This window comes from Saprospiraceae bacterium (assembly GCA_016717265.1).
Lineage (GTDB): Bacteria > Bacteroidota > Bacteroidia > Chitinophagales > Saprospiraceae > Vicinibacter.
On the sequence record JADKFX010000001.1, the window covers coordinates 789,947 to 806,983 of the forward strand.

Sequence of the window (17,037 nt, forward strand, 5' to 3'; positions counted from 1 at the left end):
TTTTTTTATTCATTCAAAAAATCGAAATAGTTTTCCTGATGAATAAGGTGGGTAACTGCTTCAGGGTAAGCTTTAAGGAATGGTTTGGGGAATGTGACTTTTCGATCTGGATTCCACTTGAATTCAAAAGCAAGGAGTTTGCCATCAAACTCTTCGAGGTAATCAATTTCGCGGCTTTCGGTGGTTCGCCAAAAATAGCGGAGTGTGTAGGATCGATTTCTTTGCAACCATTTCATTCTTTCACTGATGAGGAAATTTTCCCAAAGCTTACCAGTGTCTGTTCGTGATGGAAGTAATGCATAATTTCCAAGAATGGCGTTTCGGATTCCATTATCATAAAAATAAATCTTGCGGCTTTTGGTCAGTTCGTTTCGAAGGTTTCTGCTATAAGCAGGCAGACGAAAAACCACGAAGGACTTTTCAAGTAAATTCAGATAACGCTGCACGGTCAACTGATCACTTCCAATAGTTTTCGCTAATTCATTGTATGACACCTCATTGCCGACCTGAAGGGATAGCGCTTTGAGAAGTTGCTCTATCATTTCGGGTTTTCGCACATCATGAAATGTGAAAATATCTTTGTACAAATAACTATTGGATAATCCCTTTAGAAGTTCGACTTCTTTACCTGGATTGCTTACTACTTCCGGATACATACCAAAAATAAGCCTGTTATAAAGCAATCGTTTTTCATCTAGAATGCCATGATGCCTTGCCATTTCGGTTGTTGAAAGAGGAAGCATCAGGTATTCAAACTTGCGACCTGTTAGAGGTTCATTGATTTCATTTGACAACTCAAATGCCGAAGATCCAGTGACCACGATCTGTACATCTTTGATCTTGTCAGCAAATAGCTTGAGTGTAAGTCCGATATTTTTAACGCGTTGCGCTTCGTCAATTAGAACCAGGGTGGCATCTCCAATCAGGTTCTTCAGAGCAGTTGATGTGGTATTTGTCAACAGTGAACGTATGTCTGACTCATCGCAATCCAGGAGGATATACTTTCGGTCGGTTTGCTTTGCCAGTTGAGCCAACAATGTAGATTTCCCTGCTTGTCTGGGCCCCATGATTATGATTGCCTTTCCATGTCCAATTTTGGATTGGACTTCCTCAATTAAGATTCTGTTGATAAACATGAGGCTTAAATTTTGTACAAATATAGCATTTTATCGAGTATAATCAGAAAATATGGATATAATATATGATTATAATCTAATTAAATTGATTAAAATACAAGGAATTAAAATTTGGTATTTTGGAATTACCTTTAATTTTGACCATTAATCACTGATTTTCAACTTTCCACTAAATATAAATTTTCGATTTCAAATCAATGGTAACCTAATCCCATTCTAAGTATTTGTAAAACATATAACTAGAAAATATTAAAACTTCAATCAAGGATAAAAAAGGTCAATCTTATTTAGGAATCTACATTCATTGGTACAGGTGGATTATCTTGTGAAGAGTTTTTAAAAATCAAACCGATTGAATTGTTTTGAAAAATGGCATTTCAATAAACAATGGTTTGAACATTATTATCAATGAAAGTTGCCAGCGAACTGATGATAACTTTGAAATGTACTTTTAAATAGAAATCTTTTTTTAAACAATTAACAACTAAAAGTTCGACTAGCTTATTATAAAACAACTGATGACTATTTTTTTACTTTAAGGATAAAAAATGAAAAACAAGATTTTAATTTTCACAATTACTTTTTTTGTTTCTGCAATTTCAGCACAACAACCTGTCCCGAATTCGAATTCGGTAAAAGGTGCAACTCCCATCCAAACTCAAAACTCATCCAGCAACTTCGTTGGGGACAGGAAACTCAATACTCAAAACTCCATTATGCTGTCGTTGTCGGCATCTCCAATTATCAAGATCCTGCCATTCCTGATTTTCGTTTTGCAGATCAAGATGCAGAAGCGTTTGCGAATTATTTAAGATCGAATTCAGGATGTAAATTGGATGTTGATCATCTAAAAGTATTATTAAATAATTGTTTCGTTTTAAACAAATTGTAACGATTTAATATAATTGGAAAGAGCTAAATTTTATGCTTAAAGAATGTAGTACTATAAAAAATGGATTAAAATTTATTAATCCATTGATTTTTTAGTCAAAAATGTACCCCATTTAATTACTTCATTTTCTTTACCAAGTATAAAAATTAATTTGTCATAAATCAAGATACTTCCTTGAGCGGTTTCTACCATTTTTTGTGGATTTCCATATTGCATTTCAAGCTCAGACAAATTACTTCCGATTCCAATTTTTTATTTGTTTGAACTTTGCAAGTTGGTTTGGTCATCATAAAGTAATTAATGTCTCTGGAATCATTGTTCATATTAAATAGTATAGTATAATCCAAACTGTCTTCATAAAATTGATAAAGCGTGTATTTTGGATTTAGTTTTATAACTTTTTCTGAATTAAAAACAGGTTCACTTGAAAAAGAATTTAAATTTTGTTTTTGAATCGAAATGAATTCTTTTGATAAATTTCGTTTAACAATAATCGAATCTATTTTACCAAAACGCAATATATTTAAATTGTCCGTTGCAAGTTTACTACCTACTCGTATAGCACTTTCAAATAAAGCTACTGCTCGATTCGTATCTCCGGCATTTGATTTCAGAATTCCCAGTAAAATATTTGCATCTACTGCAGTTTTTGCAAATTTATTTTGTTGTGCTTTTAGCATAGCTTCTTGTTCGACAAAAAAGCTAGCCCGAATAGTATCACCCAAGAGTGCTAATGCAGCTGCTTTATTAAGGTATGCAGGTGCATAATTTATATCCATACTGATTGCAGCATCAAAATGACGGATCGATTGTTGCAACAATGCCTCCCGTGCTTTTTTACTATTGGCATCCCGCGAACCCATGGATTCTAATTCTAATTCGAAGACGTATTTAAATTTAAGTTCTTTTGAATCAAAATATTGCAATGCATTTTGTAATGCAACAACACCTAAATTGTTAAAAATCTCCCGACTTTGAAATTGCATCAAGATAAATGTATAATATTCTGCCGCCTCTTCATATTTTCCAATAGCAGAAAGCAAATTTGCCATTTCAAACACCTCCACGAGTGCTGCGATCTTTTTTGTACTTCTTTTTGCTAATTCGATTCGGTCTTGTAATGAGGGGTATCCTTTCAATTGGTCTGAAAGTTTGTATTCCTTATATAGCTGAATAATAATTGAATCTGCTTTTTCAAACATACCATAACCAGCAGAATAAGCAAGAAAGCCACCTAGATAATCCGCTTCGGTTTCATTTGCTGTTTGATCATGAAATTTTTCCATTTCTTGTCCGATCTGTAAATCGGAATAAGCATACGCGAAATTATTTCTCCATGCATGCTTTTCATAGTAATGTGTTAATTCATGTCCTAGTAGAAATGCAATCGCAGCATCTCCATATTGTAAGCATGCTTTATAGGCTTTTTCTTCAATAACTATTTCAAGTTTATTGTAATCTATACTTGCTACTCTGGATACTTCTTTTCTTAGAAATAGTTTTGGTACAGGATATCTAAAATCACCTCGTGCATTTACAAGTTTATTATATATTTTAAGAATTCTTTCAAAATCTTCGTTTCGTATATTGTTTGTTGAAGAAGTTGGTACATTTTGTTCTGTTTGAACTATAGGCAATGTGGATAATGTAGATTCCTGAGCAAATAGTAGTATATTCCATAGGCAAATAAAGCATATAATGGTAAATTTAATTTTAGTATTTAGCAAATTTAAATGCATTAAATTTTCAAAGTATTTTTTCATTTAATTCATAATTTTGAATGATTAAACGCGCAATTTTAAATTCTCTTTGTAAACTCCGGGTGTAAATTGTTAAATTATTTTTCTATCAAAAAATGTAAGGAAAAAATGTTTACCTGTCCTGCCGGTAAACTAGCGTTTGTTGCACCCCGTGTTTTAGACTCATAAAAGCTTTGGCTAAACAATTTTTCAAATGGGTCCTGGTCTTTATCAGATCCTTGTGTAATACTTCTTCGTTGAGCAAGCGGTCTTAAATTTATTGGATTTCTTGTAGCTATTAATTTAAATAATTCTTGTCCTAACGGTGGTTCAATTATAAATGAAGTGGGTATTATAAAGTTTGATCCTGGACTTAAATAGTAGTCTGCTGGAGATTCATTTGCTTTAGGAAACAAAACATTCGTTTTATTATTTGGTTGTATGTCTAGTAAGGTATAATATGCAGGTTTCGTACCTGTATTTGTCACTTGAATTTTTACAACATCCCCAAGTTTTAATTTAATATTTCCTAAATGGTCTTTAAGGCTATCTCTTGAAAATATTTCCGAAACTTTAATTCCTCCTCTAGAAACTAGCAATAGATCAAAAACTAATTTTATTTGTTTATTTTCCTGTGTTAACTTTCGAATATATTGAGATTGACCAAATTGTGTTATGGCTGCGTTTAATTTATAAAAAAGGTCGTTTCTTGATGATGTTTTTTTGATTCGTGTAATTTGTATATCGTGTTTGGTAATCAGCGCAAAGTCATTGTTGTCTTCAATTAAAATTAGATCCGGATTCTCTGAAACTTTATTAAGATAGGGCAATGCAAATAGTTCCTCGAAAAGTGTTGAGTCAATGAAAGTAAATTCACCTTTTAGTTGCAGGTCGATTTTAAGATCTCCAAAATTTTCTTCTTTTACTATAACCCAGGCTTGTTGGCAATCTTCAGAACGAAGGCCATCGGGAATTTCTACTTTTGAACTGCTGCCAGAGGATTCTTTTACAGTCCCAATTGCAATAGGTCTTGCATTTTTTGGGTCTCTGGTTTCCGGAGGATAAAATCCAACAATTGTGCCAGGTGTAATGCCATTTAAAAATCCTGCATCTACAATAACATTATTATTATTTTGCCATTCTTTAACTAAATAGTAATTAGGGGTTCCAAGAAATTTTCCACCTAATATGGGCTGGTTTAATTGTCCGGAGGCCTCCGGTATTTGATTATTTATATGCATTCCAATGATGATGCGGATTCTATCAAATAATTGTTGGTAACTTGAGCCAGCACTGATTGAATTCATTGCTTTGCTAAATGCATAACTTAATGCGCCATAATTTTTGCCGTCTTCTGCTTGGATTTCGTAATTCAGTTGAGATGCTATCGAACCAAAAAACGAGACCATGGATGCCATTTTAGTTTCATTTACAATGCTCGATTCCGATTGATTTTGGTCTTGCTTTGCTAATTTTAATTGTTTTTTATAGCCTTCTTGCTCTAACGGAAAATCAGTGCCTCTGGCACAGCCAATATGACGAGTTGAAGTTCCCGAGTGACAGGCATCGATAGTTGTTAGTAAATGTCCTTTCGAACCAAGCTTTAAACGAATTTTTGAAAATATTACCTGTATTTCATCATCTAGTAAATGGTTTTCACCTTCATATAGGCCCGGAACAAATTCCATAAAAGCATCGTATGGAACCAGGGCTTCATCGTATCCATCCAATTCATCGCTATTTAAATCTTGAACTTGCTGACCATGTCCTGAAAAATGGAAATAGGCAATATCACCTGGTTTAAGTGAATTTAAAAAATCATCTTCAAGAGTACTTACTATCTTTTTCTTAGTGGCAGACTCCTCTTTTATAATTTTAATATCCGATTCTTTAAAGCCAAGTTTCAATAAGGCATTTTCAATTAATGGAAGATCATTTACCGAATTTATACTCCTGAATCCTGAATTCTGTGGATAGTTTGAAATTGCCACTACCAACGCTTTTTTTTGTTGTGCGGTTCCATTTAAAAGTGGGAATAGAAAGCTCCCAAAAAGTAGAAATCTATATAAAACATGAAATCGCATGGGATCTATATTGTGAAGCAGATAAGAACTACTTTAGCTGTCAAAATTAGTAAAATTATTCATCAAAAGGTAAACAAATTTGAATTTAAAAAAAGGGAGGTCTCATAGTTTTAAAAACCCGGTTTAGAAGCGGTATCTGATTTTCTTAAAGAAATACCTTAATTCAGGATTCGTTATCAGAAGTAAGTTCCTTATTTATGGATTGAATTTAAAATACCTGGCTGAATTTATTTCTGCTTACCAAATTTTATATCATTTAACTGATAACAAAATGCCTGTTTTTAGATTCATAAATGGGATTTGTAATTTTTTAATAAACTTATAGATTTCCTAAATAATTATGTAGTTTTGTTCTTAACGCAATGCCAATGTATAAGATTTATTCTTTGCTATTCTTATTTGTTTTGAGCAGTGCGATTTCTTTTTTCTTTGAATCCTGGAATCCAATAGTAGCACAAACTAAAGAATCCATAGGTGCAAGATATGCATTGGTTGTTGGGATTTCCCATTATCAAGACCCGGAAATTCCCGATTTGACTACAGCACATCGGGATGCAGAACTATTTGCTAGCTACCTGCGCAACCAATTGAATGTAAGAATAGAAGATGAAAATTTATTATTAATTACAAACGAGCAAGCAACTGCAGCGAGGGTTGCAACTGCTTTGGATTGGCTATTTGAGAACAGACGTCCGAATGATACTGTGATTCTTTATTTTGCAGGATATGGAATGGAGCGCAATCAAACTACCATACCGGCTTCAAAACTTTATTTTTATGATACGCCTCTGGGTATGAACCAGGTCGGTTCGTTTGATTTGTTTTTTCAATTTCAATCCTTTATTAAAAGCAGAAAATCAGCATTTCAATTATTTGCGAATTTTTATCCTTTGGTAGTGTCTTCTGAGCTTAGAAATGATTCAATCCCGTTTTTAGGAATTGATAAGCTTGAGAAACCTTTTAAAAATTCAATTTACTTGAATACGATTCATGAAAAAACTTTTCATCTAAGTTTTAAAGAACTTTCAGATGCTAAACTTAGTATGAATGATTTAGTTTTGGATGGACTCCTTGGTTTAGCTGATAAAAATATGGATCGAGTTGTTACTTTAAAAGAACTGGATAGCTATTTAAAGCAACAAACAATTATTGAAGAATATTGGCCTGGTTTATTATTTGTAGCCTGTTCGCCAAAAATGAAATTATTAAATGTGATCCAAGCTAAGAATGCCACTAAATTGAAAACTGCGAGTACGTATCTACCATCTATGTTGCAATTTGAAATTAGTTCAAAAGAGAATGTAGTATTACAGAAAGTCTCTGATAAAAACCGTTTGCTTTTTCAAGATTTTATTGTGGCTATAAAACTGGGTCATTTACTGGAGCCAAAGGATCGCAATGCCGCCAATTTAGCAGATGCATTGTTAGCACAGCAAGAATTTGCTTCCATTTATACTGACATCCGGAGGAAATTGAGTGCTGCTTTTCAAGATGAATCGCAACAGGCTTTAAATGCATATTTGAATTCGGATTCCAGAGAATTAATTAAAAGACAGAAAGGAAGCGAGCTTTATAAATTATATCCTGAATATTTAAAACGAGCACTGGATCTTTTAGGTAAACAACATTTTATGGGTCCGATTTTAAAGGCAAAGCAACTCTATTTTGAAGGACTGATAAAGCGATTTGAAGGACAGCGCAGTAAGGATTTCAGTTTGATTGAGGCGGCCTTAGAGTTGCAGTTACATGCAAGGTCATTTGAACATGAAGCAGCATTTATTTACAATGAAATAGCCATTAATTTCCGAATTTTAGGCAAGAAGGTAGAAGCGCAAAAGAATTTTGAATTTGCAATTGAGAATGCACCCAATTGGAGTATACCCTTTTCCAATTATGCACAGCTTTATATTGAGGATGACCTTTCAAAAGCATTGCGTATTGCAAAGCATGCTATTCGCTTAAGCCCGAGAAATAGTTATGCTTACAATGTTGAAGCTTTAGTTTATTTAAAATCCAAGGATTATATAAGAGCGGAAGCATCCTTTTTGCAAGCTATTAAATTGGACCCTTGTTACATTGATGCGTTTTATAATGTAGCCTGTATTAAATCACTTAAACAAGATTATAAAGCTGCGAAAATATATTTGGAAAGTGCCATTAATTGTGGGTTTTCAGATATAGATTTTGCACGTGAAGATCCAGATTTAGAATTATTTCGAAATCAAGTGGAATGGAATGAATTGTTGGGTAGTGTATTATTAAAAGATAAAAAATAAAATGGCTTTCCTGATTTAAGCTTCTCTTATATTGTAAATCGTCAGCATAAAGTTGCAATTGTTTGGCATGCGAGCTAAGGTTTTGATATTCGGCGACTTCGAACTTGAAGTGAATCTGATCGGCCTATAGAGTGTTTTGTTTTGTGTTTATTAATTATTTCTAAATTTGGTCAAACGTATGAATACGAATAAAAAGAATATAAAGAACATCCAATCATTTACGCCATAAATAGCGTAAAATATTCCAGCCATTTTATCTTTTGTAAAAACATCTGAAACATTATTATTTAGCATCCATTTTATCCAGCTAAAACCATAGATAAATTTTTCAACAGCAAAAATGCCAACGAGCCATTTTACATGATGATAATTTTTTGCAACGGATATATAGACTAAGCCCCAAAGAACAATCATTAATAATCCAAAATTTGACATCACAACTGGATCAAATTCAGGAATAACAGAATTTGTAAAGAATCTTGAAAAAACGAATACTGTCATATTCATGAATCCAGCTATAACAAACCCTTTTGAAATTGTTTCACTTTTTATATTCATAGTCAATTAAATTTTTGTTTATATTTATTTTATTTACATTAAACCATTGGTTTTTACAATATAACTTCTATTTTAAAGTATCAAACTGGCATTAAGTATTCAAATTCAGTATGCTTACTGAATTTATTAAAGCAAGATGGAGTTATTTTATTCATGAATTTTAAATCGAATATTTATTTTTATGCAATAAGTTGTATTGTTATACAGGGTATCGGAAATATTTTTGCGAAAATTATTTTTAATTGGTGTAGCATTCTGTATAGATTGAATATTTTATTTTTTCACCGTTGATGGCATTCATAATATTTTACAATCGGATTCATTTTAAAGAATAGAGTTCAAATTTAAACAGCTGATTTTGTAGCTACTTTATTTGTGCATTAAACAAAACAAATGTTTTTTTATACTTTTTAAAAAATAATTAGAATTTAACATCCTTTAACGATAGCTCTAAATTCATTAAAAGCGGATGAAGTCTGTGGGATTTACAGGTCGGCCTTTGTACCATAATTCGAAATGTAAATGGGGTCCATTTGTTAAAGTACCTGTATTTCCAATTATGGCAATTGCTTCTCCGGCTTTGACTCTAGCACCTGTTTTCTTGAGCAAGGCAGAATTGTGTTTATATATACTAACAAGATTATTACCATGCTGAATGGCAATTGTATGTCCATTTTCAATGGACCAATCTGACTGAATAACGGATCCGGCAAGCATAGATTTGATCGGAGTATTTTTTGCTGCCATAATATCTACTCCTAAATGTCCTTTTTCGAGATTATAAGCGGCTCCCAGAGGTCCTCGAATTGGGGAAGTAAACTGTAGGTCTTTAAAACTTTCACTATCTGACGATTTAAAATTGGACTTAGTTTGTTGAAACGAAGGAGTTTGGATTGCCGATTTGGATCGATTTTCCATGGCCTGGTTAGCTTCAAATTCAGCCCGTAAAAGACTATCTTCCTTTACTTTTGGCATAGGATCTGGTCGTTCTTGCTTAATTTGAATATTTTTAGTGACGTCTGCGCTAGTTTCTGGATTTCCAGTTAGAATGCGTTTTACACTTGAAATATAGGTTTCCCGAGCCTGAAGTTCTTCTTCAAGTTTTGTTACTTTTTGTTCTAATTTAATAAAATCGCCCTGTGATCTTATATCGCCATAACCCGGAACATATCGTTTTAAGGGTGTAAAAGCTATCAATAAGAACAGAAATAAGCCTAAAATAAACACTATAGTACTTGCTAAAATGTAAATATTTTGCAGTGTTAAGCGGTAACTGGCTGTTTCTTCAAAGGATTCTTCATTTCTAATAATAAATAGAAATTGTTTTTCCAAGTGCTCCTTAATCCACTTCTTCTTCTGGTTCCAGTCAAAAGCCATCCTTAAAAATACTATATTTTATAATAAATTTGCGCGATTTTAGTTATTATAGACATTCCTTAGCTTTTCATGAAAATTACAGTCAGAATCCTATTTTTAGTAGCCGTATCCAGTGTTTTCTTGTTTGATGCCTGTGTAACTCACCGCAAAAAAGGTCAAACTTCTGCTTTTGGCCAGTTTTATCATAATACCACCGCAAAATACAATGGTTATTTCAATGCCAACGAAATAATGCAAGAAAGTATTACGGCTTTAGATCAATCCTATAAAGATAATTTTAATAAGATCCTCCCAGTTTTTACTTATAATGCCAGTGAAAATACGGATGCGCAGAAACCAAAATTAGACAAGGCTATTGAGAAAGTTTCCAATGTTGTTTTGGCTCACCGGGTGAGTCATTGGTCAGATGACTGTTATTTAATTTTATGTAAAGCACAGTATATTAAGAAAGATTATGAAACAGCTGAAAGTTCATTTCGCTTTTTTTTGGATGAATTTGATCCGCTTAAAAATAAGGTGAGTGCTAAAAAAATAAAAACGAAAACTGCAAAAGAGAAGAAGGAAACTGCTGAAGATGTAAAAAAAGAGCGTAAAAAAGCTGCCGAGCAAAAAGCAAAGGAGCGTAAGGAAATGCAAAAAGCAAGGGAAAAGGCAAAAAAGAATAAACAAAAATCTAAATCACCACCAACAGAAGCAAAAAAGGAAACAAGTGTTCCAGAATCAAAAACTAAAACAACCACCAATATAGTTCAGGAAACCAAGAAAGACAATTCAAAAATTACAAATGAAGGGTCCTGGTTATTTCCACATTATCCGGCATTTTGGGAAGGCGCTATTTGGGCAGGTAAAAATCTTATAGAACGGGGCAAACCTTATGAGGCTGAACAATTATTTAAACGGGTGGATAATGATCCGCTGGCTCCTAAATCTTTGAAAGGCGAACTCTACGCTTCTTTTGCAGATTTATATGTTAAAACCGGAAAGTACGAACAAGCAATTCAGTCTTTAAAATTGGCAATTGATAATACAAAATCAAAAAAAGTAAAATCCAGATACGCTTATATCGTTGGTCAATTATATCAACGAGCAGGAAGAATTGAATCATCAAATCAATATTTTGCTCAATGCATAAAATGGAAACCTGGTTATGACCTAAGCTTCCATGCAAAAATGAATTTATTTTTAAATGATGCGACAGAAGGAGCTGCATCTGAACAAGTAATTGCGAATATTCAGAAATTGTTAAAAGATCCAAAGAATAAAGATTATCAAGGGGAACTGTATTATTCCTTAGCGATCATCAGTTTAAACCAGAACAAAAAAGAACAAGCTGTTGATCAATTTAATTTATCTCTACAATCTCCAAATGTTACCAATTCACAAAAAGCGGACTCTTATTCAAAATTAGCAGATTTGTATTTTGATCAACAGGATTATCTTAAAGCAAAATTATATTACGATAGTACTTTAAATGTATTGACCAAAAATGATGAGCGAAGAGGAAGTATTTCAAGAATTTTAGCAAATCTGGAAGAAATTGCTCAACACCTTCAAAATATTTCTTTACAAGATAGTATGTTGAAAATTGCTGCTTTATCTGTGAAAGATAAACGAGCTTATGCCATTCAATTAAAAAATGCTAAAAAAGCAAAAGTAGCAGAACCTAATATGGGTAAAGATTTGCGGTCAAAGTTTATGGAACTTGATGCAGAATCTGCCAATCCTTTTGGACGTGAGTTAGAGAAAAGGCAGGACGCTAAAAAAGCAAACAGTAGCTTTTTTGCATATGACCAACGTTCCGTTAATAGAGGTCGTTCTGAATTTGAACAGAACTGGGGAAATCGGCCATTAGAAGATAATTGGCGAAGGAAAAATAAAAACTCATTTGCAATCAATGAGATTAAAGTGGAGCGAACAGAAGAAGATCAGGATACCCTAGAATCTGATTTAGCACAATTTTTAAGTGGCGTGCCGGATACACCAGAAGAGATTGCTGAGGCTAAGAAAAAATCTCAGAATCAATGTATGCTATCGGTATACTCTATCGTGAAAAACTTGAAAATTATACAAAATCTACAAGTACTTTAAAAAATTTATTGGATCAATATCCGACAACTGAACGCAAAGCGGATGCACTCTATTATTTATATTTGAATTGTATAGATTTAAAGGATTTAGCCTGTGCTAACTCCTATAAGGATAAAATTATTTATGAATTTCCAAATAGTCATTATTCAAAAATATTATCAGATCCTGAATATGTAAAAACAATCCTGGCAAAGCGGGATGAAATTTCAATTGACTATACCAATGCTTATAATTTATATGCTTCGAATAAATTTAATGAAGCGTTTGAAGCCTTGCAGATTTTAAAGAATAAAATCAGGCCTCCACATATTTTGCAGGCAAAAGTGGCCTTGTTAGCAGCTATGTGTCTAGGCAATACCCAAGGGAAGGATGTTTATATAAATGCACTAAGAGATGTTGTTGCAAATTATCCTTCCACAGCGGAGGAAGTAAAAGCGAAGGAAATTTTGAGATTTCTAAAAGGAGATCAGGATGCATTTATTGAAATCAGCCAAACTGAATTGGATAAAACCAATTTTAAAATGGAAGATGATAAATTGCATTTTATTTTAATTGTTATGTATGATCCTCCAGAGAAAGCTGTTGATAAAGCAAAGATTGCAATTTCTGATTATCATCAAAATTATCACAAACCTGAAAATTTAAAAATGACCAGTGTGGATCTTGATGTAGATTCCAATCAACCTTTAATTTTAGTTCGCAAATTTGATAATAAAGCGGCTGCCATGAAATATTATAATGGTATTCAAAGAAAACCAAAGGAATATATTACAGGATTTGATAATTGGGAAGTATATGCTTTAACTCAAAATAATTACAGAGAAATACTTCGTATAAAAACATTAAGTGAGTATAAATCTTTCTTTAAGAAGAATTATCTTGATGGAAATTGATTCGATTTATTTTTAATCTTTTAATTCAGATTTGATTGAATTGCAATTTCCACTAAACATCTTATTATAGTTGACTTGGGTTCAATAATTTAATATTTCTATAATTCCAAATCAGTGTTCATAGCAAGACCCCTTTAATATTTAATTTGATCAAGTAGCGATAGCAAGAGTAGCCATCGATATTTTTACAGATTTTGCTTTCTTCAATACAGATGCACAAGCTTCTAAAGTAGCTCCAGTAGTTAGAATATCATCGACCAGTAAAATATGTTTTCCTTGGATCTCAGCTGCTTTATTTAATTCAAAGACAGACTGCATATTTCGCAGACGTTCTTGTCGGTTTTTCTCGGTTTGAGTAAAAGTTTCTTTTTTGCGTGTTAAGATATTTTCTTTCCAGGGAATATGCATTGAACTTGAGAGTCCTTGAGATATCATAGCACTTTGATTATAGCCTCTTTGAATTTGTCGTTTTGGATGGAGTGGAACGGGAATAATCAAATCGACGGATCTATAAGGTTCAAAATCTCTTAAAAGCATTCCATAAAATGCACCTAAGCGCAAACCAATATCAGCACGATTTTTATATTTAAGCAATTGAATGGCTTGTTGAAATCTACCACCTTTGATGTAATAATATAATGCTGCACCAGATTCCAGTTCAGTTCTACCCATAAAATGAGCAGTAAATTCATTTTCTTTATGCTTATACATTCCAGTAGGATGCAATTGGTATTGACAATCCATACAATACAATTCTGTGGCAGAATGGGTGCGATGACCACAAACGATGCAAAGTACAGGATAGAATATATCTAAAATTCGCTCCCAATAAAAAAGCAAGTCCTTCCGGAGTTTAAAGGTGTCCATAGTTGTTCTCCCAACAAAAATAAAGAAGTTGTGGAATTTTACCAGGAATTTATGTGAGTTGGTGAGAAAGCGCAGTTATTTTTTAAGACAAAAAAAAATCCCGGCCAAAATTGACCGGGACCTTCAAACAAAACGAAAAACCAACTTTATAGAAAGCTACAAATGGCTACTATACAATTTATATCATTTTTTTAATTTTGACGGGTATCTCTTTAGGTTGACCATCTCGGATGATCTTGGTGTAAAGTGTCTCGCCAATCTTGGTCAAAGCTACAACTTTTTGTAAATCCTCCACAGTTTTTATCGGTTTATTATTTATTTCTATGATAATATCATTAGGTAATAATCCGGCAAATTTTGCAGACCCTTTGTCTTCAAGTTCTGTAATTAGAACGCCATTATTTATATTTAAGTTCATTTCTTTCTTTAATTCTTCATCAACATTTACAACCCCTACTCCAAACCGTCCTCTATCAAATGAACCATGATCAATTAATTCCTGAATTATTTTACGCATCAGATTTGAAGGAATTGCAAAAGAATATCCGGCATAATATCCTGTTTTTGAAGCAATCGCTGAGTTAATGCCTACCAATCTACCCATGACATCTACCAAAGCGCCTCCACTATTGCCTGGATTGACTGCAGCGTCTGTTTGAAGATATTCTTCAATACCCTGTATTGGACGATTATTTTGCATTCCATATGGATTATAATATTCACTATCTTCTTGATTATCAAGTAAATTTAAATCACGTCCTTTTGCACTTATAATACCTGCGGTAACAGTTGATGTTAAATATCCAAATGGATTTCCAACTGCCAATACCCATTCACCTACTTTGATCGCATCGGAATTTGCAAGCGGAAGTACCAGTAAATTGCTTGCTTCAATTTTTAATACCGCTAAATCTGTTCTTGGGTCAGTACCAATTTTTTTTGCTTTAAATTTTCTGCCATCTTTCAAAATAACTTCTACATCGTCTGCAAATTCAACCACATGATTATTTGTAACGATATATCCATCATTAGAATAAATAACACCACTACCGCTCCCTTTTTTCTGTTGTTGGTAAGGATTTAAAAATCCAAAACCTCGAAGTTCAAATTCCCTAAAAAAAGGATGATTTCCAAAAGGGTTGTTTTCCTCCATTTTTTGCCTTGCCAGCTTTTCACTTTCCTGAGCGTTAATCTGGACCACTACATTGAGTGCTTTTTCAGCGGCAATTGAAAAATCTGGACCTACAGTAACAGGAATTGCTTCATTAACTTGATGTGTATAACTGCGATCGGAGATGGAATGGGTCGTATTGGAATGATACCATAAAAAACTTCCCAAAACCAAAGCTCCTCCTGCAATACCCGGAAGTAAATTAGAGATGAAATTTTTCATAGATTTTTTATTTTAGATAACAAATTTAAAACGGCTTGTTCGAACTTAGAATGCAATCAAATTTGAGTTTAACATGGATTTAACTATTGCGGTTGAATAGGCATCAGCCGACAAGGAGGATATTCTTAAATACATATAATAAATTTTAATAATTTATAAAATGTTGTATCTTTGTTCTTAGATTAAAAATTAGCCATAATGAAAAACTTAATTCGAATTCTTTTATACCTTCTATTGGTACTCCTGGTAGTTGCCATTGCATATATGATTTATAAACGCAGTAAAACACCCGTTGACGACATTCCGCCAACTTCAGAAATGACCGATAGTTTGTTTATGGATCAACATCAGCACAATCAAACAGCCCTCACATCGGAAGATAGTATGGTATTAGATCTGACCGGACAATTGCCAGATAAAGTAGGCGCTCCTGCTGAAAATCAATCGAATACACAAGGCGAATCTGTGAATTCTACGAACAATATGCCTTCAAAAGGAACGATCGATTACAGTAAGCCAGTTCCTGCTACAGAGCAATCTGCTGCGGTAAATACGAATCCAAAAGCCCAGAAAGTATCAGAAAAAGTGAGCAGTCCGAAAGCAGAAACCAGTACCTCAAATAAAACAGCATCGACAACTAAAAATCGTCCGTCTTCTAGCACAAAACCGGCAACAGCTGCAAAAACTTCCATGAAACCTGCTGAAAAGAAGGCAGATACAAAAAAGCCAATTGCAAAGCCTGCAGCAAGTTCTACTAACGGATTTTATGTAATTTCAGGAAGCTTTATTGTTCCGGCACATGCTGATGATCAGGTAAAGAAGTTAAAAAAGATGGGATATACTACTGCAATGAAAAAAGTATTCGGATCGTCTGAATATTATTCTGCAGTTGTTGGTACTTATAACAGTCGCCAGGATGCTGAAAAAATAGTTAATAAACTAACTGGAAAAGGCGAAAAAGCATTTTTAAAAGCAAAGTAATTTATATTATTCGATTGCTATGTGCGGCAGGGGTTCGCTAACAAAAGTTGAATCCGAACTGGAAGAACGTTTTAATGCTACGTTTTATTCAGAAGATCTGGAAAGGTATAACCCACTTCCAAGTTTTAATATTGCACCAACACATTTTCACCCTGTTATTCCTCAGGAAGATGTACTTCATTTTCAGTATTACAAATGGGGATTAATTCCATTTTGGGCAAAGGATCAAAGCATTGGAAGTAAAATGATCAATGCTCGTATCGAAGGATTATTAGAGAAACCATTTTTTAAATCTGGTTTACAAAAGCGTCGTTGCCTGGTGCCGATGGATGGATTTTATGAATGGCAAAAAACGAATGGAAAACAAAAAATTCCATTGCGTATTGGAGTTAAAAACCAGGAAATATTTTCTATTGCAGGTTTATATGACAATTGGAAAGATCCGAATGGTAATATTATTCGAAGTTTTACAATAATTACACAAGCTGCAAATCAATTCATGTCCACTATCCATGATCGGATGCCCTCAATTTTATTACCTGAAGATGAAAAGAACTGGTTGGAAGAGGACTTGTCTATTGAACAATCCATGGCATTGTTACAAGCTTATCCCAATGAATGGATGACTGCTTACGAAGTTTCGGATGCCGTCAACAATGTGCGTAATAATGATAAAACCCTGATTTTGCCACGCTAAAGCTTAGCTCGTTTTATTAAATTTATTAAATAAATATATTATTAACATTACTTTTA

General features: G+C 33.3%; 12 protein-coding genes. 5 read left to right on the forward strand and 7 right to left on the reverse strand.

Annotation, left to right across the window (positions count from 1 at the left end; translation table 11 throughout):
• Window positions 1-5: 5 nt before the first annotated feature.
• The 3 genes from IPO86_03120 to IPO86_03130 all read right to left on the reverse strand — a co-directional run bounded on the left by IPO86_03120 (window position 6) and on the right by IPO86_03130 (window position 5,851).
• A complete protein-coding gene (locus IPO86_03120) occupies window positions 6-1,136 on the reverse strand; it encodes an ATP-binding protein (protein ID MBK9727090.1) in 1,131 nt (376 codons plus the stop codon).
• Between the two features lie 1,077 nt (window positions 1,137-2,213).
• Window positions 2,214-3,791: a hypothetical protein gene (locus IPO86_03125; protein ID MBK9727091.1), complete on the reverse strand. Its 1,578-nt coding sequence runs from the start codon at window positions 3,789-3,791 to the stop codon at window positions 2,214-2,216.
• Window positions 3,792-3,865: 74 nt separating this feature from the next.
• Window positions 3,866-5,851, reverse strand: a complete 1,986-nt coding sequence (locus IPO86_03130; protein ID MBK9727092.1) for a caspase family protein — start codon at window positions 5,849-5,851, stop codon at window positions 3,866-3,868.
• A 368-nt stretch (window positions 5,852-6,219) separates the two neighbouring features.
• On the opposite strand from IPO86_03130, the gene IPO86_03135 reads away from it, so the two are divergent.
• Window positions 6,220-8,127, forward strand: a complete 1,908-nt coding sequence (locus tag IPO86_03135; protein MBK9727093.1) for a caspase family protein — start codon at window positions 6,220-6,222, stop codon at window positions 8,125-8,127.
• Between the two features lie 150 nt (window positions 8,128-8,277).
• On the opposite strand, the gene IPO86_03140 is transcribed toward IPO86_03135, so the two are convergent.
• Window positions 8,278-8,685 (reverse strand): hypothetical protein, encoded by a 408-nt coding sequence (locus IPO86_03140; protein ID MBK9727094.1) that lies wholly within the window; start codon window positions 8,683-8,685, stop codon window positions 8,278-8,280.
• A 459-nt stretch (window positions 8,686-9,144) separates the two neighbouring features.
• A complete protein-coding gene (locus IPO86_03145) occupies window positions 9,145-10,017 on the reverse strand; it encodes a M23 family metallopeptidase (GenBank protein ID MBK9727095.1) in 873 nt (290 codons plus the stop codon).
• 114 nt (window positions 10,018-10,131) lie between these two features.
• On the opposite strand from IPO86_03145, the gene IPO86_03150 reads away from it, so the two are divergent.
• Window positions 10,132-12,150: a hypothetical protein gene (locus IPO86_03150; GenBank protein MBK9727096.1), complete on the forward strand. Its 2,019-nt coding sequence runs from the start codon at window positions 10,132-10,134 to the stop codon at window positions 12,148-12,150.
• Window positions 12,084-13,043, forward strand: a complete 960-nt coding sequence (locus IPO86_03155) for a hypothetical protein (GenBank protein ID MBK9727097.1) — start codon at window positions 12,084-12,086, stop codon at window positions 13,041-13,043. Before IPO86_03150 ends, IPO86_03155 begins: the two co-directional genes overlap by 67 nt.
• A 150-nt stretch (window positions 13,044-13,193) precedes the next feature.
• Here IPO86_03155 and IPO86_03160 read toward each other — a convergent pair whose 3' ends face one another.
• Complete coding sequence (locus IPO86_03160; protein MBK9727098.1) at window positions 13,194-13,910, reverse strand: ComF family protein; 717 nt, start codon at window positions 13,908-13,910, stop codon at window positions 13,194-13,196.
• A 178-nt stretch (window positions 13,911-14,088) separates the two neighbouring features.
• Window positions 14,089-15,303 carry a trypsin-like peptidase domain-containing protein gene (locus IPO86_03165; GenBank protein MBK9727099.1) on the reverse strand — a complete coding sequence of 405 codons (1,215 nt, stop codon included), beginning with the start codon at window positions 15,301-15,303 and terminating at the stop codon, window positions 14,089-14,091.
• 198 nt (window positions 15,304-15,501) lie between these two features.
• On the opposite strand from IPO86_03165, the gene IPO86_03170 reads away from it, so the two are divergent.
• Window positions 15,502-16,284, forward strand: coding sequence for an SPOR domain-containing protein (locus IPO86_03170; protein ID MBK9727100.1), 783 nt, complete (start codon window positions 15,502-15,504; stop codon window positions 16,282-16,284).
• A 19-nt stretch (window positions 16,285-16,303) separates the two neighbouring features.
• A complete protein-coding gene (locus IPO86_03175) occupies window positions 16,304-16,981 on the forward strand; it encodes an SOS response-associated peptidase (GenBank protein ID MBK9727101.1) in 678 nt (225 codons plus the stop codon).
• Window positions 16,982-17,037 lie beyond the last annotated feature (56 nt).

Coding starts and splice junctions, on each gene's coding strand:
- IPO86_03120 (MBK9727090.1), bottom strand. CDS start 1,136: ATGTTTATCAACAGAATCTTAATTGAGGAAGTCCAATCCAAAATTGGA.
- IPO86_03125 (MBK9727091.1), bottom strand. CDS start 3,791: ATGAAAAAATACTTTGAAAATTTAATGCATTTAAATTTGCTAAATACT.
- IPO86_03130 (MBK9727092.1), bottom strand. CDS start 5,851: ATGCGATTTCATGTTTTATATAGATTTCTACTTTTTGGGAGCTTTCTA.
- IPO86_03135 (MBK9727093.1), top strand. CDS start 6,220: ATGTATAAGATTTATTCTTTGCTATTCTTATTTGTTTTGAGCAGTGCG.
- IPO86_03140 (MBK9727094.1), bottom strand. CDS start 8,685: ATGAATATAAAAAGTGAAACAATTTCAAAAGGGTTTGTTATAGCTGGA.
- IPO86_03150 (MBK9727096.1), top strand. CDS start 10,132: ATGAAAATTACAGTCAGAATCCTATTTTTAGTAGCCGTATCCAGTGTT.
- IPO86_03155 (MBK9727097.1), top strand. CDS start 12,084: ATGTATGCTATCGGTATACTCTATCGTGAAAAACTTGAAAATTATACA.
- IPO86_03160 (MBK9727098.1), bottom strand. CDS start 13,910: ATGGACACCTTTAAACTCCGGAAGGACTTGCTTTTTTATTGGGAGCGA.
- IPO86_03165 (MBK9727099.1), bottom strand. CDS start 15,303: ATGAAAAATTTCATCTCTAATTTACTTCCGGGTATTGCAGGAGGAGCT.
- IPO86_03170 (MBK9727100.1), top strand. CDS start 15,502: ATGAAAAACTTAATTCGAATTCTTTTATACCTTCTATTGGTACTCCTG.
- IPO86_03175 (MBK9727101.1), top strand. CDS start 16,304: ATGTGCGGCAGGGGTTCGCTAACAAAAGTTGAATCCGAACTGGAAGAA.